The organism is Mixta calida (assembly GCF_002953215.1).
Classification (GTDB): Bacteria; Pseudomonadota; Gammaproteobacteria; order Enterobacterales; family Enterobacteriaceae; genus Mixta; species Mixta calida.
This window is the reverse complement of sequence record NZ_CP026378.1, coordinates 1,850,671-1,871,485: the sequence shown is the minus strand read 5'-3', so window position 1 is coordinate 1,871,485 and position 20,815 is coordinate 1,850,671. Positions and strand designations below refer to the sequence as shown.

22 protein-coding genes are annotated in these 20,815 nt (G+C 53.0%); 6 read left to right on the top strand and 16 right to left on the bottom strand.

Going from position 1 to position 20,815, the window contains the following annotated elements; translation table 11 throughout:
* The first annotated feature begins 74 nt into the window (after nucleotides 1-74).
* Nucleotides 75-635 (top strand): TetR/AcrR family transcriptional regulator, encoded by a 561-nt coding sequence (locus tag C2E16_RS08840; protein WP_159378811.1) that lies wholly within the window; start codon nucleotides 75-77, stop codon nucleotides 633-635.
* Nucleotides 636-880: 245 nt separating this feature from the next.
* On the opposite strand, the gene C2E16_RS08835 is transcribed toward C2E16_RS08840, so the two are convergent.
* A complete protein-coding gene (locus tag C2E16_RS08835) occupies nucleotides 881-1,219 on the bottom strand; it encodes a tRNA-binding protein (protein ID WP_084969973.1) in 339 nt (112 codons plus the stop codon).
* Nucleotides 1,220-1,621: 402 nt separating this feature from the next.
* Here C2E16_RS08835 and C2E16_RS08830 point away from each other — a divergent pair, with 402 nt between their 5' ends.
* Nucleotides 1,622-2,635: a zinc-dependent alcohol dehydrogenase family protein gene (locus C2E16_RS08830; protein WP_084969972.1), complete on the top strand. Its 1,014-nt coding sequence runs from the start codon at nucleotides 1,622-1,624 to the stop codon at nucleotides 2,633-2,635.
* A gap of 87 nt (nucleotides 2,636-2,722) precedes the next feature.
* Here the strand turns inward: C2E16_RS08830 and C2E16_RS08825 are convergent, their stop codons facing one another.
* The 4 genes from C2E16_RS08825 to C2E16_RS08810 form a co-directional block, all read right to left on the bottom strand.
* Nucleotides 2,723-3,892 (bottom strand): Gfo/Idh/MocA family protein, encoded by a 1,170-nt coding sequence (locus tag C2E16_RS08825; RefSeq protein ID WP_084969971.1) that lies wholly within the window; start codon nucleotides 3,890-3,892, stop codon nucleotides 2,723-2,725.
* A gap of 10 nt (nucleotides 3,893-3,902) precedes the next feature.
* Nucleotides 3,903-4,826 carry a TIM barrel protein gene (locus C2E16_RS08820; RefSeq protein WP_084969970.1) on the bottom strand — a complete coding sequence of 308 codons (924 nt, stop codon included), beginning with the start codon at nucleotides 4,824-4,826 and terminating at the stop codon, nucleotides 3,903-3,905.
* Between the two features lie 163 nt (nucleotides 4,827-4,989).
* On the bottom strand, nucleotides 4,990-6,273 hold the full coding sequence (locus tag C2E16_RS08815; protein ID WP_257152264.1) for a sugar porter family MFS transporter: 1,284 nt from the start codon (nucleotides 6,271-6,273) through the stop codon (nucleotides 4,990-4,992).
* 159 nt (nucleotides 6,274-6,432) lie between these two features.
* Complete coding sequence (locus C2E16_RS08810; protein ID WP_104951474.1) at nucleotides 6,433-7,455, bottom strand: LacI family DNA-binding transcriptional regulator; 1,023 nt, start codon at nucleotides 7,453-7,455, stop codon at nucleotides 6,433-6,435.
* Nucleotides 7,456-7,984: 529 nt separating this feature from the next.
* On the opposite strand from C2E16_RS08810, the gene C2E16_RS08805 reads away from it, so the two are divergent.
* Nucleotides 7,985-9,049, top strand: coding sequence for a mechanosensitive ion channel family protein (locus C2E16_RS08805; protein ID WP_084969968.1), 1,065 nt, complete (start codon nucleotides 7,985-7,987; stop codon nucleotides 9,047-9,049).
* Between the two features lie 133 nt (nucleotides 9,050-9,182).
* On the opposite strand, the gene C2E16_RS08800 is transcribed toward C2E16_RS08805, so the two are convergent.
* Nucleotides 9,183-9,743, bottom strand: a complete 561-nt coding sequence (locus tag C2E16_RS08800) for a DUF4142 domain-containing protein (protein WP_038626616.1) — start codon at nucleotides 9,741-9,743, stop codon at nucleotides 9,183-9,185.
* 315 nt (nucleotides 9,744-10,058) lie between these two features.
* Entirely contained in the window at nucleotides 10,059-11,087 is a 1,029-nt protein-coding gene (locus tag C2E16_RS08795) for a saccharopine dehydrogenase (RefSeq protein WP_084969967.1), read from the bottom strand.
* A gap of 101 nt (nucleotides 11,088-11,188) precedes the next feature.
* Here C2E16_RS08795 and C2E16_RS08790 point away from each other — a divergent pair, with 101 nt between their 5' ends.
* Nucleotides 11,189-11,803, top strand: a complete 615-nt coding sequence (locus C2E16_RS08790) for a TetR/AcrR family transcriptional regulator (RefSeq protein WP_081981811.1) — start codon at nucleotides 11,189-11,191, stop codon at nucleotides 11,801-11,803.
* A gap of 275 nt (nucleotides 11,804-12,078) precedes the next feature.
* Here the strand turns inward: C2E16_RS08790 and C2E16_RS08785 are convergent, their stop codons facing one another.
* From C2E16_RS08785 to C2E16_RS08750, 8 genes are all read right to left on the bottom strand, one after another.
* Entirely contained in the window at nucleotides 12,079-13,041 is a 963-nt protein-coding gene (locus C2E16_RS08785) for a KpsF/GutQ family sugar-phosphate isomerase (protein WP_038626617.1), read from the bottom strand.
* 3 nt (nucleotides 13,042-13,044) lie between these two features.
* The gene (gene srlR / locus C2E16_RS08780; protein ID WP_038626618.1) at nucleotides 13,045-13,812 is read right to left on the bottom strand and encodes a glucitol operon DNA-binding transcriptional repressor SrlR; all 768 of its coding nucleotides are present in this window, start codon (nucleotides 13,810-13,812) and stop codon (nucleotides 13,045-13,047) included.
* Nucleotides 13,813-13,901: 89 nt separating this feature from the next.
* Nucleotides 13,902-14,264: a transcriptional regulator GutM gene (gene gutM, locus C2E16_RS08775; protein ID WP_038626620.1), complete on the bottom strand. Its 363-nt coding sequence runs from the start codon at nucleotides 14,262-14,264 to the stop codon at nucleotides 13,902-13,904.
* 45 nt (nucleotides 14,265-14,309) lie between these two features.
* Nucleotides 14,310-15,089, bottom strand: coding sequence for a sorbitol-6-phosphate dehydrogenase (srlD, locus tag C2E16_RS08770; RefSeq protein ID WP_038626621.1), 780 nt, complete (start codon nucleotides 15,087-15,089; stop codon nucleotides 14,310-14,312).
* 13 nt (nucleotides 15,090-15,102) lie between these two features.
* A complete protein-coding gene (locus tag C2E16_RS08765; protein WP_038626622.1) occupies nucleotides 15,103-15,471 on the bottom strand; it encodes a PTS glucitol/sorbitol transporter subunit IIA in 369 nt (122 codons plus the stop codon).
* A 14-nt stretch (nucleotides 15,472-15,485) separates the two neighbouring features.
* Nucleotides 15,486-16,475 carry a PTS glucitol/sorbitol transporter subunit IIB gene (gene srlE, locus C2E16_RS08760; protein ID WP_104951473.1) on the bottom strand — a complete coding sequence of 330 codons (990 nt, stop codon included), beginning with the start codon at nucleotides 16,473-16,475 and terminating at the stop codon, nucleotides 15,486-15,488.
* A gap of 14 nt (nucleotides 16,476-16,489) precedes the next feature.
* Nucleotides 16,490-17,038 (bottom strand): PTS glucitol/sorbitol transporter subunit IIC, encoded by a 549-nt coding sequence (gene srlA / locus C2E16_RS08755; protein WP_038626627.1) that lies wholly within the window; start codon nucleotides 17,036-17,038, stop codon nucleotides 16,490-16,492.
* Between the two features lie 436 nt (nucleotides 17,039-17,474).
* Nucleotides 17,475-18,383, bottom strand: coding sequence for a LysR family transcriptional regulator (locus C2E16_RS08750; RefSeq protein ID WP_244555251.1), 909 nt, complete (start codon nucleotides 18,381-18,383; stop codon nucleotides 17,475-17,477).
* 100 nt (nucleotides 18,384-18,483) lie between these two features.
* Between C2E16_RS08750 and C2E16_RS08745 the strand changes: the two genes are divergently transcribed.
* Nucleotides 18,484-19,353: a DMT family transporter gene (locus tag C2E16_RS08745; RefSeq protein ID WP_038626629.1), complete on the top strand. Its 870-nt coding sequence runs from the start codon at nucleotides 18,484-18,486 to the stop codon at nucleotides 19,351-19,353.
* 176 nt (nucleotides 19,354-19,529) lie between these two features.
* Here the strand turns inward: C2E16_RS08745 and C2E16_RS08740 are convergent, their stop codons facing one another.
* Nucleotides 19,530-19,826 (bottom strand): chorismate mutase, encoded by a 297-nt coding sequence (locus C2E16_RS08740; RefSeq protein ID WP_084969966.1) that lies wholly within the window; start codon nucleotides 19,824-19,826, stop codon nucleotides 19,530-19,532.
* 592 nt (nucleotides 19,827-20,418) lie between these two features.
* Between C2E16_RS08740 and C2E16_RS08735 the strand changes: the two genes are divergently transcribed.
* Nucleotides 20,419-20,784: a hypothetical protein gene (locus tag C2E16_RS08735; RefSeq protein WP_084969965.1), complete on the top strand. Its 366-nt coding sequence runs from the start codon at nucleotides 20,419-20,421 to the stop codon at nucleotides 20,782-20,784.
* The last annotated feature ends 31 nt before the right edge of the window (nucleotides 20,785-20,815 follow it).

Genomic DNA, 20,815 nt, shown 5'->3' with positions numbered 1-20,815 from the left:
TTGTGATAATGAAAACGGGTGCAAGCAAGCCCCAGCGTGGGCGTCCAGTAAATGAGCATGCGCGTGAAGAACGCATGACCCAGATCCTCAACGGAGCCCGCAACTGCTTTATACAACGCGGGTTTCACGCCTCATCCATTTCCGAGATCAGCGCGGCTGCAGGAGTCAGCATTGCGAACATCTACCAGTACTTCCCGAGCAAGGAAGCCCTCATCATTGCGCTTATCGAACTCGACCTGCAGCGACATCACGATCTGATAAGCCGTTTCTGGACTACCGATTTCAGTCGCAAGGCGATTGAAGAACTCCTGGCAGATATCTTCCTCACACCCGAGGGACACGCAGTGGCAGTTTTACGTGCCGAGATCGCCAGCGAAGGTGCGCGCAACGCACATGTCGCCGAACTTCTTCGCGATTCGGAGTCTGGCCTGATCAACAGTGTTCAAAACTTGATACGCGCGGCCCAGCAAAGCGGTCAGGTATCTGGCGAGCTCAATCCTGAGGCCGTTACAGCGCGCCTGTCTCTCGTTTTTGAGGGGCTCATGCGGCTGTATCTGTTTTCCCCAGCCAATGGACAGAAACTCATCGAGCAATATTACCTCCAGTTCGCCGATACGCTACAACTCAGTTCCTAGAGCCTATCCCTGGTAGAAAGAAAACTGATGGCGATGCATGGCAAGCGCGGGCAAGCCGCGCGGGTGCCATATAGCGAGCCATGAAAGGACGAGCAACGCATCGCCCTATGGTAAGACGTACCTGCAACGACGATTTTCTACCGGGAGTAAGCTCTTTGAGTGCTTCGCATTTCGGCATTTCGCCTCGCAAACGCGATTTTATCCTGCGACCTCTCCATGATCGTACTCGTCCCATGCAGTCGTGTTTACATAAGCCTGGTACCAAGCGGTACCTCATGCTCTGGCACGCAGAGGCTGACGTTTCCAGAAGCATCGTGAAACCCGGTGACCAGGCACTGGGACATGATAGGGCCAATCTGCTTTTCCGGGAAATTAACGACCGCGACGACCTGCTTTCCGATAAGCTCTTCTGGCGAATAAAGCGCTGTAATCTGCGCGCTGGATTTGCGAATACCGATTTCAGGGCCGAAATCGATTTTTAGTCTGTATGCTGGCTTTCTCGCTTCGGGAAACGCTTCAGCAGCAATAATGCGCCCAACGCGAAGCTCGACCTTCAGAAAATCGGACCATTCAATTGTTTCCATTTTTGGATTGTCTCAAGCAAGTTGTTGATGAGGTAATAAAATCATTGCGAGCCTATCATAAGCCACTATTTCCCGTCTGGAAAACAGAGCCGGAAGCGGTGCAGCAGGTGCCTACACAGCAATCGGTCGGTATGGCAGCCCAAAATACATTAATGGATGGGCGATTATAAGAGATATCGCCCTGCCCTTTTCTCTGCTCACTAACACACAGCGTTTGCGCCTGAGGCAGGTCCGCCAGTGCGTTCAGGCGGGGCTACTGCCCATCAGCTTCAGGCCGCGGTTTTTCACCGCAACCCTACTCTATCCCGGTAAGAAAAAAGACCGTCTTTCACAAAGTGGCCCTATGATTTAAGTTAGTCGACCGGTTAGTACATCAACTTACGCTCTTACAGGAGACGCATAATGAAAGCAGTAACGCTCAAGGCGCCCGGCGGTCTGGAAAACATCATCGTGTCAGAGATTGCCGACCCGGGCAGGCCCGGCAAAGGCGAAATTCGGGTTGCCATAAAAGCCAGCTCCCTGAACTATCACGATTTAATCGTTGCAAGCGGACACTTTCCTACCCAGGATGGCCGGATCTTGCTGTCAGATGGTGCGGGCGTTGTGGAGGAAGTGGGAGAAGGCGTTGAAGCGTTCAGCGTAGGCGATCATGTGGTCTCCACCTTTTTCCCTGTGTGGCCGGCAGGCAAACCTACGCCTGCGGTAGGCGGCTTTGCCCATACGCCCGGCGACGGCATTGATGGCATGGCCAGTGAATATGTCGTACGTCCTGAAAATGCCTTTACCCACGCGCCGAAAGGATGGAGCCATACCGAATCCGCGACCATCACCACTTCAGCCCTGACGGCCTGGCGCGCGCTCGTGACAGATGGCCAGCTTAAAGCAGGCGAAACGGTGCTGGTTCAGGGCACCGGCGGCGTCTCTATCGCGGCCCTGCAGATTGCTAAAGCGATGGGAGCCAGAGTCATTGCCACCTCCTCCTCTGATGAAAAGCTCGCCGTTGTGCGGGAACTGGGCGCTGATGAAACCATCAATTACAAAACGACGCCTGAATGGGGCGATAAAGTTCTCGAACTGACGCAGGGGTTTGGCGTGGATCACGTAGTGGAAGTGGGCGGCCCGGCAACCCTGCATGAATCCCTGAAATCCGTCAAAGTCGGCGGTCATATTGCGCAGATCGGCATTCTTTCAGGCGATGAGGCCGCCGTGTCCATCCTTTCCCTTCTGGCGAAGCAGGTACAGATTAAGGGCGTGATTGTGGCAAGCCGTCAGGACCAGACTGATTTTGTCAAAGCGCTGGAGGTCATGAACAGGAAGCCGGTGATTGATCGTACCTTTAAATATGAGGCGCTTAGCGAAGCCTTTGCTTACCAGCAAAGCGGCGCCCATCTGGGAAAAATTTGCGTCGAGTGGTGACAGGCCTGGCGATAAGGACGCGCTTTCCTTATCGCCACCGTTTCTCCCGGTGCGAAAAGATTTGGAGGCAGTTATGCCTCCTTCCTCTCAGCACTCTACCCATACGGAGCCGGCCTCTGCCGAGCGAACGCAATGTTCTACCCAGCGCACCCCGCTCAGGCCGGCATGAACATCGGGATACCAGAAGTTGCTGAGGAACGCGGTATCATGACGATCGGTGGCATCCATCGCCAGCGCGAAGCGTCGGTACAGGTTTGACCAGGCTTCAAACAACCCTTCGGGATGTCCGCCTCCGATACGGTCATCCTCAAGCGCGCGCGGATGGAGATAATCCATGCCCCGTTCAAGTATGCGCACAGGCTCGCCCTGCACTTCATAGCGCAGCTGATTCGGCTGCTCATCCCACCATTCGAGGCTCGCTCTGGAGCCCACGACCCGAATTTTTTGACCGTGCATCGAGCCGCAGTTCACTGCGGAAACCCACATGCTTCCCACTATGCCTTTATCAAACTCCATCAGCACGTAAGCGTTATCTTCCAGCGGCGCCCTGCTTTCGACAAAGCTCTGGCGTGCGCACAGCAGGCGTTTGACCTGCAGGCCTGGCACCATGGTTTCGGCGATAAATAAAGGATGCGTAGCCAGATCGCCCAGCACATAGCTGGGCCCGGCAAAACGGGGATCGACGCGCCAGCGGGTGCTCGGGTTCTTCATCTCTACGGCCTCATGATGAAAGCCATGGGCGAACTGCATATTAACGATCCGGATGTCGCCCAGCTCGCCCGCGGCAATCATTTCCCGCGCCTGATGAATCAGTTGATGACCGGCATATCCGTATGCCACGCCGATAATCTTGTTTTTTTCTATGCTGAGACGCTCAAGCTCATCGGCTTCCTGCGCGGTAAAGCAGAGCGGTTTTTCGCATACCACATGCAGACCGGCCATTAACGCCGCCCGGCAAATGGCAAAATGCGTGTTGTTAGGCGTCGCAACCGAAACCGCCTGAATGCCGTCTGCACGGGCCGCTTCCGCAGCAAACAGGCTTTCGTAGTCGGGATAACAGCGTTCAGTCTGTACGCCGAGCGCGGCGCCGAACGCCTGTCCGCGTTCGGCATCGATATCAAAGGCGCCTGCCACCAGCGTAAAGGTGTTGTCCCGCAGCGCGGCTGAACGATGGATATAGCCAATCTGGCTGGTTCCGCCGCCGCCGACCATGCCCCAGCGCAGCGAATATTCGAGCGGTTTAATGCCGTTAATCATTTTGTTCTCCTCAGAAACCTACCGACTGCAGATAGCGCAGGCTTGCCGTTACGTCGCGCAGGCTGGTGTCCGCATTGCGCGGATCCCTTTCCTGCTCAATCGTGATCCAGCCCCGATAATGGCGCTGACGCAAGAATTGATATATTTGCGGATAATCAATCGCCCCGCTTCCAAGCGGGCACATGACGCCACGGGCGCAGGCAGAGAAAAAATCCACCTCTTCGGCAATCACCTCTTGCCAGATCTGCGCATTGATATCCTTAAAGTGAAGATAATCGATGCGGTCCCAGTATTTATCGAGCGCCGCGATCGGGTTCATGCCGGAGTAATAGAGATGGCCGGTATCAAGGCAGAGACCGGCGACCGAATGAGGAATATCCTGAACCAGCTGTGCCAGCTCATCCTCATATTCGATACATCCGCCGGCATGAGGATGTATCACCGGACGCACGCCATATTCTTTCCATGCGATGTCGCTGAGAATAACAATGTGCTTCATCATGGTTTGCCAGTCTGCGGAAGAGAGGCGAGGCGCTTTTGCAGGCTGTCCCGCCAGGGCGGCGCGCGCCGGATTACCAAAATCAATAATGACCAGATAAGGCGCCGGCTTATTTTCGCCATGCGTTTTCTCAGCACCGGGCGCGGCTTTGAGGTTACGGCAAATATCATGCGTCAGCTTTACCAGCGCCGGAAAATGAGCTTCACTGACCAAATCGTCAAAAATGGTGCCGGCAACCAGCGAGAGCTGGTGCTGATTCAACGCCGCCGTCAGTTCATCCGCCTGTATCGGCAGATAGCCCCATGGACCCAGCTCGATACTTTTGTAGCCAGCCAGCGCAGCTTCATGCAGAACCTTTTGCCAGGAGGGCAGCCAGGGATTACTGGGGTCATCCACGCCCCAGCTACAGGGCGCATTAGCGATAAGTATTGTCATGAGGTTTTCTCATCAGGTTGTACGACAGGAGGAGCTTCTTTACGCCTCGTCAGGGCAAAGTGGCCAAGCACGAGACGTTCCATATTTTCCAGCGCGACGCCTTTGGTTTCAGGCAGGTACTTGCGCACGAACCACCATGAAATCAGGCAGCAGACGGCGAAAATCAGCAGGGGAAACCGCCGCCGAAATGCGCCGTCAGCCAGGAATTTTCATTCATCATCGGGAAACTCTGGCTGACCAGAAAATTAGCGGTCCACATCGCGCTGATTGAAAATCCCATCCCCGCCGCCCGCAGTCGGGTGGGAAAAATTTCGCCGATAACGGTCCAGACAACCTGCGCCCAGGTCGCGCCAAAAATGAACATGAACCCAAACAGCCCGATGACTGACGCCACGCCTTTCATGCCGCTATAGAAAGAGATAAAGGTAAGGATGAGGCAGAGCGCCGCTCCCCATGAGCCCACTGAAAGCAGCCGGGTGCGTCCAACCCGATCAATCAAAGCCATACCGACTATCACGCCGACAAATTGCATCACCGCCAGCCAAATGGTCATGAACATCGCCTCCTCCATGCTGCCGGTCACGTTCCTGAGCAGAGAGGGCCCAAAGTATTGAATGACATTGATGCCTGTTAGCTGATTGAACAGCGTCAGGCCAACGCCAATGACGAGGAAAATCAACGTGCGTTTATTAAATCGCAGCCGCTCATTCGCGTGGGTAGCGTGCGTTTCAGATCGCAGAGAGGTTTTAATCTCGCGCAGCACATTTTCGGCATGCGCGGCAGATGAAATGCGGGTCAGGGTTTTCAGCGCCCGATCGTCGTGTCCGGCCATGACGTTCCAGCGCGGAGATTCGGGAATAAAGCTAATGAAGAGAAAAAACAGCAGGCATGGGACAAAGGCAGATCCCAGCATCCAGCGCCATCCGGCATCGTTGAGCCATGCGGGCGTTGCGTCTCTGACAATCAAATAGTTGGTCAGCAACACCAGCACCTGGCCGCCCACGCAGCAGATCATATGCATCGTCATGGCGCGCCCGCGGTAATCTTTCGGCGCCACTTCGGCAATATAAACTGGCGATACCACCGAGGCCATGCCTATGCCCAGTCCGCCAATCATGCGAAACAGTACAAATATTCCAAATTCAGGCGCCAGAGCGGTACCCGCGACAGAAGCGACGAAAAGCAGTGCCGTCACAAGCAGCGTCTTTTTCCGTCCATAGCGGTCGGCGATCTGACCGGCTATCAGACATCCCACAACGCATCCAATGATGACGTTGGATACCGCCCAGCCGGTTTCCGCCGGAGAGAGTTGATAATGGTGGCTCAGCGGCTCTATGGCGCCCGAAATAACCGATGAGTCGTAGCCGAGCAGCAGCCCGCCCAGCGCGGCTACACAGCAGATCCCCATAACATAAGCGATATTATGACGCGTTTGTGATACCGACATGCTCTTCCCCTGCAGTATGAAGTGCACGCAGTATCAAACAAAAGTTTCACTCTCAACAACAATGAAAATTTCATTTTTTGATGCCGATTATGATTTTATTGCATCAATAAATGATATTTTCCTATCAAAAATACTGTTTTAACACGTCAGCGTTGCGGTTTAGATGTTTTCACGCGTGACCACATCAAAAGGCAAAGTGATATGCACCGGATTGACGTCACGGTCGCGCATTTTACGGGCAAAGACGTCGATAACCGTTGCGGCGATCGCATCAAGGCGATGTCGAAACATTACCTCAATATGGCTTTCAATCAGCGCCAGCTCGCCTTCCACAATCGGTCCATGGCAAAGCAGTTTTATCTCTTTCCGGCCACTTTCTCTGAGAGCGTTAAGGACGCCCTCAATCCCGCCGCATGGGGCGTAGATCATTGACAAATCCTTGTGTTGACTAAGCAGACGCTTCGCGGCCGTATAACCTCCTTCAACGCTTTCATGCGTTTTCAAAGGCTCCAGCACGGTATACCCCCTGTTTTTTTCACGCAGATAAGAACGAAAGCTAATTTCACAACTTTCCTGGCAGTTGAAGCGATGATCGCCCAACAGGATGCCGATAACCTCGTTTTGCTGTAACAGCCGATCGGCAAACCAGCCGGCCGTGCGTCCGGCTTTTTGATTATCCAGGCCGATATAGCCTGAATGTCCGCACGGTGAAAAATCGGAAAAAAGCGCGTAAACACAGACGCCGGCAGCGGTGATTTTCTTGATAGTATGGCGTATCAACGGATGATCAAGCGCAACCAGGCCAATGATATCCACCCGCTGCGCCAGCGATTCCAGCGAGGCGGCCACGCTTTCTACATCATCAATATCGAGCCATAAAAATTCAGGCTCATTCTGAAAGGTGGTACGGGCGAAGTGTCTCAGTTCTTCTGCAAAAGGGGCGTAAAAAGAGTGATCTTTTGACAGCAGCATAAAACCTGTACGCGCCGGAACGGCGTCTGGCTTGTCGTCTCTGGAGAGAACTTGCAGCAGTCCCGCCCGGTATCCCAGTCGTTCCGCTGCTTTTAACACTTTTTGTCTGGTCTCCTGGCGAACTGACGCCCGACCGTTTAAGACACGATCGACCGTTGCGACGCCAACGCCAGCCTCTCTGGCGATATCAGTCATGGAAATTTTTTTCATTTATCTCACCTCAATTGATAGTTATCTATCATCTTATCTGAGGCGCGATTTTAATGGAAAGCGATAGCGCAACTCTGAGTCATGCTGGCGCGCAGTAAAATGAACGCCCGAACAAACAAGGCGTACTTTTGAAGGGCCTTTTCGTCATGCCCGGGGCTAAAAGTACCCTTCCGGTTTGCTTGCCGGTTTCAGGCCGGGCGGCGATCTTTTTATCGGAAGGGTTACTCTGCGAACAATTTTAGTTACTGTAGACGTTCACCAGCCAGCCGCCGGATTGATGATGAAGAAAATAATCCTTGTCCCGTCTAATCTTGGTCTCAATCCGCTTTATGACGGGCACATTCCGGGAGCTGTTGTGGCATGACCGTGACCATTTACGATTCGGATTTAGATGATGAGAGAACAACAGCCGTGCTTGTTTCCAGCATTATCAAAAGTATAACGCGCGATACTGACTAGCCGCCCTGTCAGTACGCGGCTCAGACTTTTTTCAACAACGAGGTTTCCGGCAGAATAGTAAGGAGAAATAATGCCTTTGTTATTTGGTGAGTTATCTGGCGCGCCAGCATGGGTGCCTGCTGTATTGCTCGTCACGCTCTCGCTCGCCGTGGGTTTTTTAACGCGATTTATACTTCTCCAGTTCATCCGTTACTGGCAGAGTCATGACAAAAAACTGTTCAAATCTCTTGAAAAACATCTTCGTGGATCGATGTTTCTTTTTATCCCCCTGTTGTTAATAAGGTTGGGGGTGAGTTATGTCAACATCCAACCTGAATCGCTTAGCTTTATTAGAGCAACTGTTAATATGTTTATTATATTATCCTTTTGCTCAGTCCTGATTCGATTGATCAATGTTGCTCAGGATATGCTTTTTATACGTTATGACATTAATATCTCCAATAATCTTCGTGCCCGCAAAATTCGCACTCAGATAATGTATGTTAAAAAAGTCGCTATTGTTGTACTCGTGACGCTCTGCCTTTCTCTGATTCTGCTCAGTTTCCCTGGGGTTCGAAAATTCGGCACGACTATCCTGGCCGGCGCCGGGGTTGCCGGAATAATCATTGGATTTGCGCTACAGAAGTCGCTGGTCAACTTGTTTGCCGGAATTCAGATAGCTTTTACGCAACCAATAAAAATCGATGATGCTGTGGTGGTTGAAAAAGAATGGGGCTGGATTGAGGAGATAAACCTGACGTATGTTGTGGTGCGTCTCTGGGACCTGCGCCGACTGGTCTTGCCGATTACTTACTTTACAGAAAATCCTTTCCAAAACTGGACGCGTAACAATGCCCAAATTTTAGGCTCTGTTTTTCTTTATCTTGATTATTCCATGCCGTTAGAGCCTCTCCGCAAACACTTTGAAAAAGTGCTCAGCGAAACAAAACTCTGGGATCAACAAACTCAGGTGCTTCAGGTGACCGATACCACTGAAAAAACGATGACGATCAGAATGTTGATGACGGCGCAGAATTCCCCTACGGCCTGGGATCTACGCTGTCACGTGCGGGAAAAAATGATTGAATTTATTCAGCAAAATTATCCGCAGAGTCTTCCTCATGTGAGGGCTACGCTGACCGGCCCCGATGCCTGAGTCATACACCTTTTACAGGGCGGAACGTACAGCGCCTGAAAGCAGGCTGTATCAGCCTCAGGACAGCTGCACGTTCGCTTCTGGCGGACGATCCGCCCACCAAAAGGCTTGTTTACTTATCGGCTGACGTGCCTCACTGCATCGACATCTGCTGAGCGGACTTCAGGTGCTGCTCAACGACCGGCGTGTGCGCGTCGGCCAGCGCCTTCACATCTGGGTCTTTGATGTTAGTGGCGTCACTCTGCAGCCTCGACAGCACCATTTTGTGATCTTTGGTACCGGCGTTTTCCATATACATCTTGTCAAAGGCGGCGCCGCTCTGCTTTTCCAGCTCGGCGGCCATGGCCTTGTGGCTGGCGTCCGGATCAGTTGGCAGTGTCACGCCCTTTTGCTGGGCGACCGTCTGTACTTTACTTAAGGCGCCGCCATGGTCTTCGACCATCTTCTGGGCATATGCTTTGACGTCGCTGCTTTCGGCCTTGCTCAGCGCGATCTTGGCGGCGGCAATTTCATTGATATTGGCCTGCGCCATGTCCTTCAGCGCTTTTTCGTCGCCGGCGCTGAGCCTGGCGCTCGATTCGGTCTGGCTTGCGGCCGCGCTCGTCGGCGTCTGGGCTTGCACGCCAACAGTGTTGAACATCGCTGCGACTGCCGATGCGGCCAGCAGCCCTTTCAAGGTTTTACTCTTTTGCATATTGCTCTCCAGATAGACAGGGATAAGGTTGGTGCCAGGTCATTAACCGTGCGTAACCTCGTAGATAAATTGCAACTGCAATGGTCAGTATAGTGGATCAATGATTTGGGGAGCAGGTTAAGCCAGGATCCACAACGAAGGACGGCAGGCAAGAAAGGCAGCAAAGAAGCGGAAATGGCATAGCGCGACGTGCAAGGCGAAGGACGGATAAGGGACATCCCGCTCATGAACGCGCAACTGACCCAGACCACAATATCGCCTCGCAGCGCCGCAGGCGGAACATTCAGTAAAAACAGGTATCGACAAACCTGCCCGCTATGACTTTGATGCTGACACCTGTGACAACGGTATTTCCAGAAGCTCTCCTCCCTCTTCTGCGAGCCGCGCTAAATAGTGCGACGCATCCAGAATCTGATAAGGAAAGTAGAGGCCTGGCGCAACCGGTGGCTTTCCATCCAGTCCAATCAGTCGCTCAAGAAGCAAGGCAATTCCCATACCTGTCAATGGGGCTGCACCATACGGATGTACTACCGCATGTCGGGTATGAAGAACCTCTCCAGCCCGATCCAAACCCGACATAGCAATAATGATTTCGGTCGAGAATGTTCCGCCGCTACGCCGGCTTGAGCTGACACCCGTGCCCAGGTCAAACTGGACGCTGTGCGCGCCAGTGGCTGATGCCAGTCCCACAACGTCAATTGACGAGAAGCCTGTAGCGTCGATTTCGGTGCCGTCAAGTGCCGGGAATGTTGTCCTGGCATCATTGCCCTCGCGCCATATATAGGCGCCAGCCCTGCGCGTGAGCGCTGCGGGCAGGAAGTGATTCAGATGTTCGAAATCAACGGCGACCGCAGGCCCGCCAACATCTTCCTCATCGACTAAAGCGCCAATACGGATTTCATCTACCTGGCTGAACGACCTGCTCAGATGAAGCGCAGGAACCGTTGTGGCACCCACCAGCCATTCATAACCCAGCACCACCGCAGACGCTCTCGGGGCATTCATAAAGCTTGCGATTTCTGGAGCAATTTCGAACACGCCAGAAGAAATACTCAGATGTGGAACGCCCCGTGACTGAGCAAAACGGAGTGCGGCAAGCGAATGGTCCTTATAGAGGACGACCACCGCACTGACTTTTCGCGCGCCGAGTCCCAGGTCTGCGCAGGCGCTATCGATCGCTATACCCTCCGCGCCGCCAATTTCTGTCGCTGCGTTCTGAGCCCTGGATAAGTCGCGTCCGCCTATCAGCAAGGGCAGATCAGGATAAGTAGCGCGGATTGCCCGAGCAGTCTGACGGCCAATAGCTCCAGAACCGCCCAGCAAAAGAACAGAATCAAATGACATAAGCGAGGTTCCTCATGGTTGTGATAAGCTACTATTAGTAGGAAAGATAGCACCACACATCAACATAAGCTACCTTTAGTAGGTTTAGTGAGCGAAATAAAATGAAAGAAAATAACGTCCCGGCAGGCAGGGCGCCTGCGCGAAGGCTATCGAAGGCAGCACGGCGACAACAACTTCTCGATACCGCGCTGCTGATCGTGCGAGAGGAAAATGCGGATCGGCTGACTCTGGGACATCTGGCTGTACGTGCCGGCGTTTCGAAACCCGTGGTTTATGATCACTTCCCGACTCGCTCGGCACTGCTGATTGAGCTGTACAGGTGGATTGATATAGAACGGATCAGGCGGTTTACCGAGGCCATAAGCACGACATCCCGAAGTTTTCAGGAAACTGTACAGGTACTGGCGAGTGCTTATATCCACTGCGCCGCGGACAAAACGGACGAGTTTCACGCAGTAGGGGCGGCACTGGCGGGGAGCGAAGAGAAGGCGGCGGTTTTCCAGGAGCTGCTGGACAATTGTGTTGCCATGTTTGTGACCGTTCTGACACCTCATGTAAATATGACGCCCGAGGCGCTACATGCATGCTGCATCGGTCTGGTCGGTGCGGGCGAAGCGCTGTCCGTTGCGCTTACCCGTGGGCGACTGAATGAGACTGAAGCGGTTGCGGCCTTCGCTTCATTGATCAAAGGCCTGGAACAGACGAACGAAAGCTGAAAGGGATGCATCGGCAGCTTTTACGGCGTAAGCGATTTGCCGGTAAAATTTATCTGTGACGCGCCCGACACAGAGGCTGAAAATAGAAAGCGTCATGTTGAAAAGTGAGTGGCCGGGGCTCCTGACGCCGCCTCTGATTTATTTCATCGATAATCTCTGGCTCAGGCCCAGCTGATGGGCCTGCTTTGGCTAAAGCCGACCTGCCCTTCTCCCGTTTGGCCGCAACGTGCCAAAACGGACATTAATATATACCCGTGCTAACGTGATTTTTTTAATCAGATGCCTGCATCTCTGATATCGTGCGCATTGATTGCACCGTTAACCTCGCCGGTTTCAGAAACTACAGGGGCAGCGGATATTTTACGCTCCTGAAATAAAGCCAGCGCCTCGGCCGCATACTGACCGGCCGATAAGGTAAAGCCGGGCGAAGTCATTGCCTCCTGAACCGGCGCACTGAGCGTTCCCCCCTTCAGCAGCCATCGACGCAAATCACCGTCAGTAAATATTCCCGACAGCCTGCGGTCTTCGTTTGTTATGGCGACAAGGCCCAGCCCGGTACGCGTCAGCTCAAACAGGGCGTCATGAACAGTCGCAGACTGGCTTACCAGGGGGATCTTCGCTTCCGTACGCATAATATCGCCGACCCGACACAGCAGCCGCGTACCAAGACTGCCTGCAGGATGGGTACGGGCGTAATCCTGTTCACTAAAATTGCGCGCCCGCATCAGGGCTATTGCCATGGCATCCCCCATAATCAGCGTATTGACGGCAGAGGAAGTGGGGGCCAGCCCGAGCGGGCAGGCTTCTTTGTTGACGTGAATATTAATGCAGTGATCTGCGGCTTCACCCAGCGGCGATGCCGGATTGCCGGTAAAGGCGACGATCACGACAGGAAGCGCCTTAAGTAAAGGCACCATGCGGCGGAACTCTGCGGCGTAACCTGAGTAAGAAATCAGGATAACTGTGTCTCCGGCAGCAATCATGCCGAGGTCGCCGTGCAGTGCCTCAGCAGGATGAACATAAAAGGCTGGCGTGCCGGTACTGGCAAGCGTGGCCGCAATTTTACGTCCGATATGCCCTGACTTTCCGATCCCGCTGACAATCACTTTTCCGCTACAGGCATGAATGCGTTCGCAGGCTTGTCGAAAGTCTTCGTCCAGCCGCTCAGTCAGGCGGGAAGCTTCACGCAGCTCGGTTTCAATCGTCTCGCGGGCCGCATCGAGTATTACGTTATTCATCAACTATTCGTCTCCGGCAATGATAACTTCAATGCCTTTTTCCTGAAGCTGCGTAACCGTGTCATCGGATATATCTCCGTCCGTAATAAGTACATCGACGGCCTCAAGGCTGCACACCACGTTCGGACTGCGGCGGCCAAATTTGGATGAATCTACAAGCAGTACGATTTTTTTTGCGGCCCGGCACATCGCCTGGCTGACGGCAAACACTTCATTGAACGTCGTGACGCCAGCCGTCATATCCACGCCATCTGCGCCAATAAACAGCGTGTCGAAGCTGAAGTGACTGAATGCGGATTCTGCCAGGCTGCCGTGAAAGGATGCCGAGGTTCGGCGATAGGTGCCGCCAGGCATGAGTATGACCTGGTCATTATCCAGTTCATCCAGCTCGTTAACGATGCTCAGGCTGTTGGTCATTACGGTGATATTGTTGAAGCGCGCAAGGTGCGGCACCATTTGCAGCACGGTGCTGCCGGCATCAAAAATAAGCGAGTCACCTTCGCTGATAAGGGAAGCTGCGCGCGCGGCAATCCGCTTTTTCTTTTCCGTGTTAATGAGCGTCTTTCTGTCGATGGGCTGGTCTCCCTCATCGCGGTTCAGCATGACGCCGCCGTAGGTCCGAATAACTGCCCCTTCCTGCTGGAGCCGGGTGAGATCCTTCCGAATAGTGGTTCCGGTCGTATTGAAATAGGCAATCAGCGCATCTACGGTAGTACGGCCATTTCGCTGTAGGTATTCAAGAATTTGTGCCTGTCGCTGTATCGGTTTCATAAAGAGGTCCTTTCAGTTTCTGAACTTCCTCATCATCCCGGACGTCTTAACTCGCGATGCAAAGGAATATTCTTTCAGAATGAAAGATATCATCTTTTATTTGAAATGGCTAATGCCAGCGCTTCCTGCAATGATTTATTTGCAGGAAACAGCGCTTCAGGACGTATTTCATTCATCATGCTGCCGGTCAGTCGCTCTTCAGAATACGGACTGGAAAACACGGTAAAACCCTTCATGACAAAGTTACCGGTTATACGGCCCTCGTCACTGACGGCCAGCGCCAGGATGACGCGGGGTTTAAAGCGCCCCGCCGAGCGGCCTATCCGTACACGTCCGCTGCTGGAAAGCGACGCAAGCGCCCGGTTAAAACGATTTATCTGCAGCCAGCCCAGGGCTATTTGCGTCGTCCACGCCAGCGCTGCCACACCTATCAGGGAATTCACAGGATCCATATTTTTTCCTTCTGAAGCCGGCAGCCTGCGCCGCCGACTTGCCTGTCAGAACATAACCTGTCCGCCGGTAATGTTAATAGACTGCCCGGTGCAGTAGGCCGCCTTATCGCTTGCGTAGAACAGCAGTACATTGAGCACGTCTTCATAGTCGCAACCACGCTTCAGGGGCACCTTGTCAATATAATGCTGTTCAACCTGATCGGGACGGATGCCCAGTTTTTCCGCATACTGCGGCAGCAGAGACTGAAACATCGGTGACTTCAGCAGGTTGCCGAGCATCAGAGAGTGAACGGTAATGCCATATTCAGCCAGGTCCAGCGCCAGCGACTGCGTCAGCCCGACGCCGCCGAACTTGGCCGCGCTGTAGCCGGAATTGTGCTTGCTGCCGACTTTGCCTGACTTGGAGTTAATCTGAATAATGCGGCCTTTTATCCCGTCACGGATCATCAGCTTCGAAAACTCACGGGCACAGAGAAAATATCCCACCAGATTTACCTGAAGAGACAGGTCAAAATCTCCCAGCCCGAATTCAGTAATTGGCGCGGCTTTGGCAATGCCTGCGCTGTAAACCAGCACGTCAGCCCGGCCGAAACCGGCATCGACCTGGCGAGCCAGCGCGATGACGCTCTCCTCATTTGTGGCATCCACGCGGAAGGCCAGCGCGCGTTCCGCACCGTGACGCTCATTGATTGTGCCGGCAATTTTCTTCGCGTTTTCTTCATTAAGGTCGGCAACGGCCACCTTATAGCCGGCCTCAGCCAGCCCCTCGCACAGGTAAGCACCCAGCGTCTGACCACCACCGATGACTACAGCAACCTGATCCATTTTGTTCTCCTGATTATTCACTCAACATACGAAACTTCTGGCCCGGTTCAATTGACGCCGGCGCGCTGCCTGCGACATGAACGGTGCCGGGAAACTCTGCCTGCGCAGCACCGTCAAACCGCACGGTGATATGTCCAAGATCGCGCAAGTTTTCACGGGCCACATCGCCTACAGCCGTAACCGGGTATTCCCGATCTCCGATAGCCAGTACGGAGCCGGCATCAAATTCACCACCGTCATTCACGTCTGTGCGGTGAATAAAGCAATATTCCGCAACGTCCTGAGGAGCACCTTCGCCAAAGGTAATGATGAAGTTATCTTCCAGCGACTCGTTCGCACTGGGCCCGACAGAAATAAAGGTGGATTCATATATGGTTTTCATAACTGCTCCTGCATTTACTGATAGATAAAGCCGGATACGGCCCACGCCAGAAGAACGGACGGCGCTCCGGTGAGAAAACGTCCAACCAGCACGGACGGCACGCCTACGCGAACGGTCTCCTGACGGGCTTCCGCAATCGACAGCCCGACGGGAATAAAGTCACAGGCGGCCTGCGAGTTAATGGCGAACAGGGCCGGCAGGGCCAGATGCGGCGGGATAGTCCCCTGTCCTATCTGTACGCCTACCAGCACGCCAATGACCTGTGCAATAACGGCACCGGGGCCAAGAAACGGCGAAAGCAGAGGGAAAGAACAGATGAGTGCCAGCGTAACCAGTCCGATCGGGCTGTTCGCCAGCGGCGTCAGGCCATGCGCGATGAAATCGCCCAGTCCGGAGGACATGATGATCCCTATAAGGGCTGAGACAAACGCCATAAAGGGCAGAATGGTTTTCAGCACCGTATCGATAGTTTCCCTTCCGGCCTGAAAGAAAACCGCCACGACCGATCCCATTCCCATGCCGACTTTCGCGAGCAGTCCGTCACTCTGTTCAGTGATTTTTTTACTGGTGTCATAGTCCCGCCCTTTACCTGCCGGTGCAGGCTCAGGCTGCTGTTCAGCCGCAGGCAAAGGCGGGCTGCTACCAGCCTGAATATCCTGCGGGCGTACGCCTGACACATAGATATCTTCAAGAATATACTGCGCCAGCGGGCCGGATTTTCCGGTGGCGTGAATGTTAATGGTGGGAATACGTCGCTTGGGATAGAGACCGCAGCGCAGCGTGCCGCCACAGTCGATAACTGCCACGCCAATGTCTTCTGCCGGTGGTTCTCCTTCTTTGAAACCATCTACAGCTTCCCAGCCGGTCAGCTCTTTCAGTCGGTCAACAATGGCCGGTCGGGTACCTGCCGTCACGTAAACAATCTTTTTTCCGGGCGTAACGGTGATTGTGAGCGGGCCACCCCAGCCACTTTCGCCTTTTTTAACGGTAATGGTGTCAGTCATCTTTTACTCCGTTCTTATAAACGAACCTGACGGTCGAGTTGTACGCCCATCTTTCTTTCAAAAATGGTGGTGGTAAGGTCGGTGACCCAGCCCCTGAAAAAGTTCGTAACCACGCCGACCAGCAGGTAACTCACAGCCAGCGGCCCCAGCGGCAGGCCAAGCGTGGTCAGGCCGTTGGCTATGCCCAGATAGACAAACAGCTCGCCCGGGTTAATATGCGGGAACAGCCCGTTCATGGAGTGACAGCTGTAGGACGCGGCGGCGTAATAGCTCGGTTTGTATTTTTCCGGCATGAACCTGCCCAGGCTGTGCGTCATGGGATTACAGAAAACAAAGGTGCCGATAACCGGAAGTAACAGATAGCGTGAGACCGGATTGCCGGCGCAGCGCTGTGCCAGCGCTTCAATACGCCGCTGCCCGACAAATACGATCAGCGCATTCATGACGACCAGCAGGCTGATAAGTAACGGAAGAATGCCGGTTACCATGCCGGTAAAGACTTCTCCCCCCTTCTGAAAGAGTCCGATAAACCACTCGGCTCCGTGTGTGATGCTTTCAATCATTAAAAACCCCTTCGCGTAGAGAACAGATTTGCTTTCTTATTCACTGCACCGACAAGGTAAATCAAAAACAAAGCAATAAAAGACGGAACGATCACAAAATGATTATAAAATCTTTCAAAATAAAAGATTAAATGAAAGGTTAAATCTTTCATTTGCGGTTACGGGGCGAGCCATGTGCTGTTTACAGGGATATAAAAGTACAGAAAGGAGGGCCTGGAAGCGGATTACAATTCAGCCGGGACTGCAGTTGAAAATCATGACGGGAATTCTGCCAGGGCGCTGTGCCAGAGCAGTATAGCGTCACAGGTCATTGCCATTACTGCGGATTTGCTTATGAGCTTGCGCTGTTTTTCAGCATAAGCGGGAGGGTTTCAGTCAGTAGATGTCCAGGTTCGTCAGGCCATAAGGCTGTTTTTAGCGTGACATGCTGAGATAACTATTTATGTCTGTAGTCGAGGTATTCAATGAATTGCTGCACGGCCCGTGAAGCGCTTTTCCTGTTCCTGAAAGCGAGGCCAATCTTGCGACCGGGCGATACGTCGATTTTCCTGGTAATGATACTGTAAGGAATCTTCCTGAGAATAAGTGAAGGCAAAATACCCACGCCAAGGTTTTTCTCCACCATGGTCATAACGGCGTAGTCATCCCACAGGGTAAATTTTACGCGTGGCATGAGCCCGGCCGCTCTGAATATCTCTGATATTTCATTATTTTTTCCTTTTTCAAGCAGTATAAACGGCTCCTGACATAATAAGGCAAGTGGGATTACGTCACATTCTGATAAGGCGTGTCCTTCAGGAAGAACGACCAGATATTCATCGTTTTCAAGAAAAATAGTTTCTAAAGCGGGCGAAGCAGGTAAACGGGTGAAGCCGCAGTCCACCCGGCCTTCGGCTATCCAGCTTTCTATTTCTGTGTAGTCCCCGAGCAGCAGCTCAAAATCGATGTTGGGGTAATCTTCCTGAAAAGCCTTTAAGATGCCGGGCAGCCAGTGAGTGGCCACGCTGGAAAAGGTGCCGATACGGATAATCCCTGACTGAAGCCCATTGAGCGCATCGACCTCAGCCTGAAGCTTCTGATACTCCTCACAGACATTTTTAGCAAAGGGCAGAAGTTTAATGCCATCTGAAGTCAGCCGCACCCCCGTCCGGCTACGCTCAAACAGCGTGACACTCCACTCTTTTTCCAGATCATTTATCATCCGGCTGATACCGGACTGTGAATAAAAAAGCGTTTCCGCCGCTCTGGTAAAACTTTCCAGCTCCACGACTTTCAGGAAGGCTTTGTATTTTTGAATATTTATATCCATAGCAACTTTACCATCTGGATTGGTCATGCTTTGCATGCTAAACATACGCTTTTGTAATAACAACGGAGGTGATAACTTTTCGGCAACTGAACGCTATTCCGTCGCTGCCCGGGATTGATAAAGGACCTACAAATTTATGCCACTGAGTAAATCAGCTTTTGCCTCGCAAGGCGCAACATCGGGTTTTGTTCTGCTCTGGGGCTGTGCCGCAATATTTACCCGACTGGGACTGGATAACGCCTCGCCCTTAGCCCTGCTTATTTTCCGTTTTGCCATTGCGCTGGGAGCTCTGTTGATCATCGGCATTTTTCGCCGCCGGTGGCTGCCTGAAAAGGGCTCCCGCCGGCAGGTTATTCTGACCGGCCTGATGCTCATTGGCGGCTATTCGGTGTGTTACTTCCAGGCCATGGCGCACGGCGTCACACCCGGGCTGATTGCCACCATTATGGGTATTCAGCCCATACTTACGCTGTGCCTCGTTGAGCGCAGGATGCAGGGACTACGCCTGGCCGGACTGATGCTGGCGCTTTCAGGGCTTATCCTGCTGGTCTGGCGAAGCCTGTCTGCGTCACATCTGCCCGTAACCGGCGTTGTCTTTGCCCTGGCGGCGCTGCTGTTTATGACGTTTGGTGCCATCATGCAGAAAAAAATCCGCCAGTCTCCGGCTGACGTGCTTCCGCTGCAGTACGGGGTAAGCCTGGTGCTGTGCGTGTGCCTGCTGCCCACAGATGTTTTTCACGTCAGCTATACCCCGGCCTTTTTCACCTCAGTCCTGTTTCTGGGCGTGCTGATTTCCGTGGTGGCGCAGCTGCTGCTTTACCGCCTGCTCAGTGCCGGGAGCATTGTTAACGTCACCAGTCTGTTTTATCTGGTGCCCGTTATTACGGCTGTGCTGGACTACCTGCTGCTGGGTAACACTCTGCCCTGGTCAGGCGTGGCGGGCATGGGCGCCATTCTGCTCGGGATCATGATGGTGTTTCGGGCACCCCGCCCGCAGATGGCATAACGTTCTGGTTCCCCGTCCTGACTGGCGGGGCCGGTTCTGGGCAACGTTCAGGAGGTCTGTTTTGCACCGCCCGTATACGCTTATCTGGCTATGAATGTCCGCTTTGTGCCAAAAGCGGACCCTGGAAGATATTTATACTCAACCACTAATGCTTCGATTTTTGATGTCGCGCAGTGTCAGGCTTTTTCCTGTTGCAATTGTTCATGCTGCTTAAGCTCATAGTCAATAAATGCATCAATCATGCTCCGGTAGACTTTTTCAATGATTACTTTCGAAAGTCCAATTTCCGCGGCTCTCTCACGCACCTTACTGATGACTTGTTCTACGCGATCCGGCGCACGAACGGCGGTACTATCGGTTTTGAACGCAGCAGCGGCTTTAACACACCCTGCACGCTGAGCTATTAATTTAACCAACTCACTATCGATTTGATCAATACGGTCTCTAACTTCGTCAATATTGGAAAAGCACATAGATTGAACCTTTAGACTAGTACATGAGTTCAGTAGGATACATTAAATTCTGACAGGTGCCATCTATAGAATTATGAAGCGGACATTTTGCACCCTAACCTTCCTCACCCACGCCGGAAATTCGCAGAACGTATCAGGCATCATCAAGCCGTGAGGTCAGTTTTCTGACATGAACGCCTTCGGCAAGGCGCCGTTCCGGTCCCGGCCACCGCTGCCCCCACAATGACAGCAAGAGATGGCGGGGATTCGTCCATTATTTGCCGGAAGCGGGCATTACTGATATCCCGACACGTTAATAACCACGCCAGTTGGCCGCTGCATTTTAAGTTGATTAAAAAGGCATCGTTAATATGCACGATTAAAATAGCCATGATTGATGCTAAGTCCGGTCTGCCAGCCATCGTGAATGCTACATCCGGTTGAGTGCCCCCAATAAGAAACCATCTTCTATACTCTGTTACGTTTAGTTAACTTTGCCGCTGTTCATCGTGCTGCGTTGTTTTTTAATCACCGCCTTGCTCGAAAGCCGCTGCCTGAATCCATCGATACGCCATATTTAATACTTATTCATTTCAACGGGGGACGTCCTGATATGTCGCAATCTCAACCCTCACGCCTGGGCAGCTTACTGCTGCTGCTGGCAGCCGTGATCGGCTTCGCGGTGGCTTTATACGCGTGGCTGACACCCCTCACCGGTGTTACCGGTACTATTGGTGCACTGAGTGTGGCCATCGCCAGCGCCGTGCTGGCGCTACTGACCTTTATTTTACGTGGCGCATCCCGCCACGGTGCGCGCACTTCCGTGATTGTTATCATTTTTCTGATGTTATTCGCGATTGGTTTTGCAGCTGCGCTACTGCATCAGTACATCATTACGGCAGCAATGGTGGTCGGCCTTATTGGCCTGATTACGCTGAGCCGCAATTCCGTTCGTCATAATCATCGCGTCAGAGCCTGAGGAACTGCCCGTGCATAATGATCACTATTCT

Bases quoted from the DNA above. Each gene is read 5' to 3' on its own strand.
- C2E16_RS08840 (WP_159378811.1), top strand. From the start codon at position 75: ATGACCCAGATCCTCAACGGAGCCCGCAACTGCTTTATACAACGCGGG.
- C2E16_RS08835 (WP_084969973.1), bottom strand. From the start codon at position 1,219: ATGGAAACAATTGAATGGTCCGATTTTCTGAAGGTCGAGCTTCGCGTT.
- C2E16_RS08830 (WP_084969972.1), top strand. From the start codon at position 1,622: ATGAAAGCAGTAACGCTCAAGGCGCCCGGCGGTCTGGAAAACATCATC.
- C2E16_RS08825 (WP_084969971.1), bottom strand. From the start codon at position 3,892: ATGATTAACGGCATTAAACCGCTCGAATATTCGCTGCGCTGGGGCATG.
- C2E16_RS08820 (WP_084969970.1), bottom strand. From the start codon at position 4,826: ATGACAATACTTATCGCTAATGCGCCCTGTAGCTGGGGCGTGGATGAC.
- C2E16_RS08815 (WP_257152264.1), bottom strand. From the start codon at position 6,273: ATGTCGGTATCACAAACGCGTCATAATATCGCTTATGTTATGGGGATC.
- C2E16_RS08810 (WP_104951474.1), bottom strand. From the start codon at position 7,455: ATGAAAAAAATTTCCATGACTGATATCGCCAGAGAGGCTGGCGTTGGC.
- C2E16_RS08805 (WP_084969968.1), top strand. From the start codon at position 7,985: ATGCCTTTGTTATTTGGTGAGTTATCTGGCGCGCCAGCATGGGTGCCT.
- C2E16_RS08800 (WP_038626616.1), bottom strand. From the start codon at position 9,743: ATGCAAAAGAGTAAAACCTTGAAAGGGCTGCTGGCCGCATCGGCAGTC.
- C2E16_RS08795 (WP_084969967.1), bottom strand. From the start codon at position 11,087: ATGTCATTTGATTCTGTTCTTTTGCTGGGCGGTTCTGGAGCTATTGGC.
- C2E16_RS08790 (WP_081981811.1), top strand. From the start codon at position 11,189: ATGAAAGAAAATAACGTCCCGGCAGGCAGGGCGCCTGCGCGAAGGCTA.
- C2E16_RS08785 (WP_038626617.1), bottom strand. From the start codon at position 13,041: ATGAATAACGTAATACTCGATGCGGCCCGCGAGACGATTGAAACCGAG.
- srlR (WP_038626618.1), bottom strand. From the start codon at position 13,812: ATGAAACCGATACAGCGACAGGCACAAATTCTTGAATACCTACAGCGA.
- gutM (WP_038626620.1), bottom strand. From the start codon at position 14,264: ATGGATCCTGTGAATTCCCTGATAGGTGTGGCAGCGCTGGCGTGGACG.
- srlD (WP_038626621.1), bottom strand. From the start codon at position 15,089: ATGGATCAGGTTGCTGTAGTCATCGGTGGTGGTCAGACGCTGGGTGCT.
- C2E16_RS08765 (WP_038626622.1), bottom strand. From the start codon at position 15,471: ATGAAAACCATATATGAATCCACCTTTATTTCTGTCGGGCCCAGTGCG.
- srlE (WP_104951473.1), bottom strand. From the start codon at position 16,475: ATGACTGACACCATTACCGTTAAAAAAGGCGAAAGTGGCTGGGGTGGC.
- srlA (WP_038626627.1), bottom strand. From the start codon at position 17,038: ATGATTGAAAGCATCACACACGGAGCCGAGTGGTTTATCGGACTCTTT.
- C2E16_RS08750 (WP_244555251.1), bottom strand. From the start codon at position 18,383: ATGCAAAGCATGACCAATCCAGATGGTAAAGTTGCTATGGATATAAAT.
- C2E16_RS08745 (WP_038626629.1), top strand. From the start codon at position 18,484: ATGCCACTGAGTAAATCAGCTTTTGCCTCGCAAGGCGCAACATCGGGT.
- C2E16_RS08740 (WP_084969966.1), bottom strand. From the start codon at position 19,826: ATGTGCTTTTCCAATATTGACGAAGTTAGAGACCGTATTGATCAAATC.
- C2E16_RS08735 (WP_084969965.1), top strand. From the start codon at position 20,419: ATGTCGCAATCTCAACCCTCACGCCTGGGCAGCTTACTGCTGCTGCTG.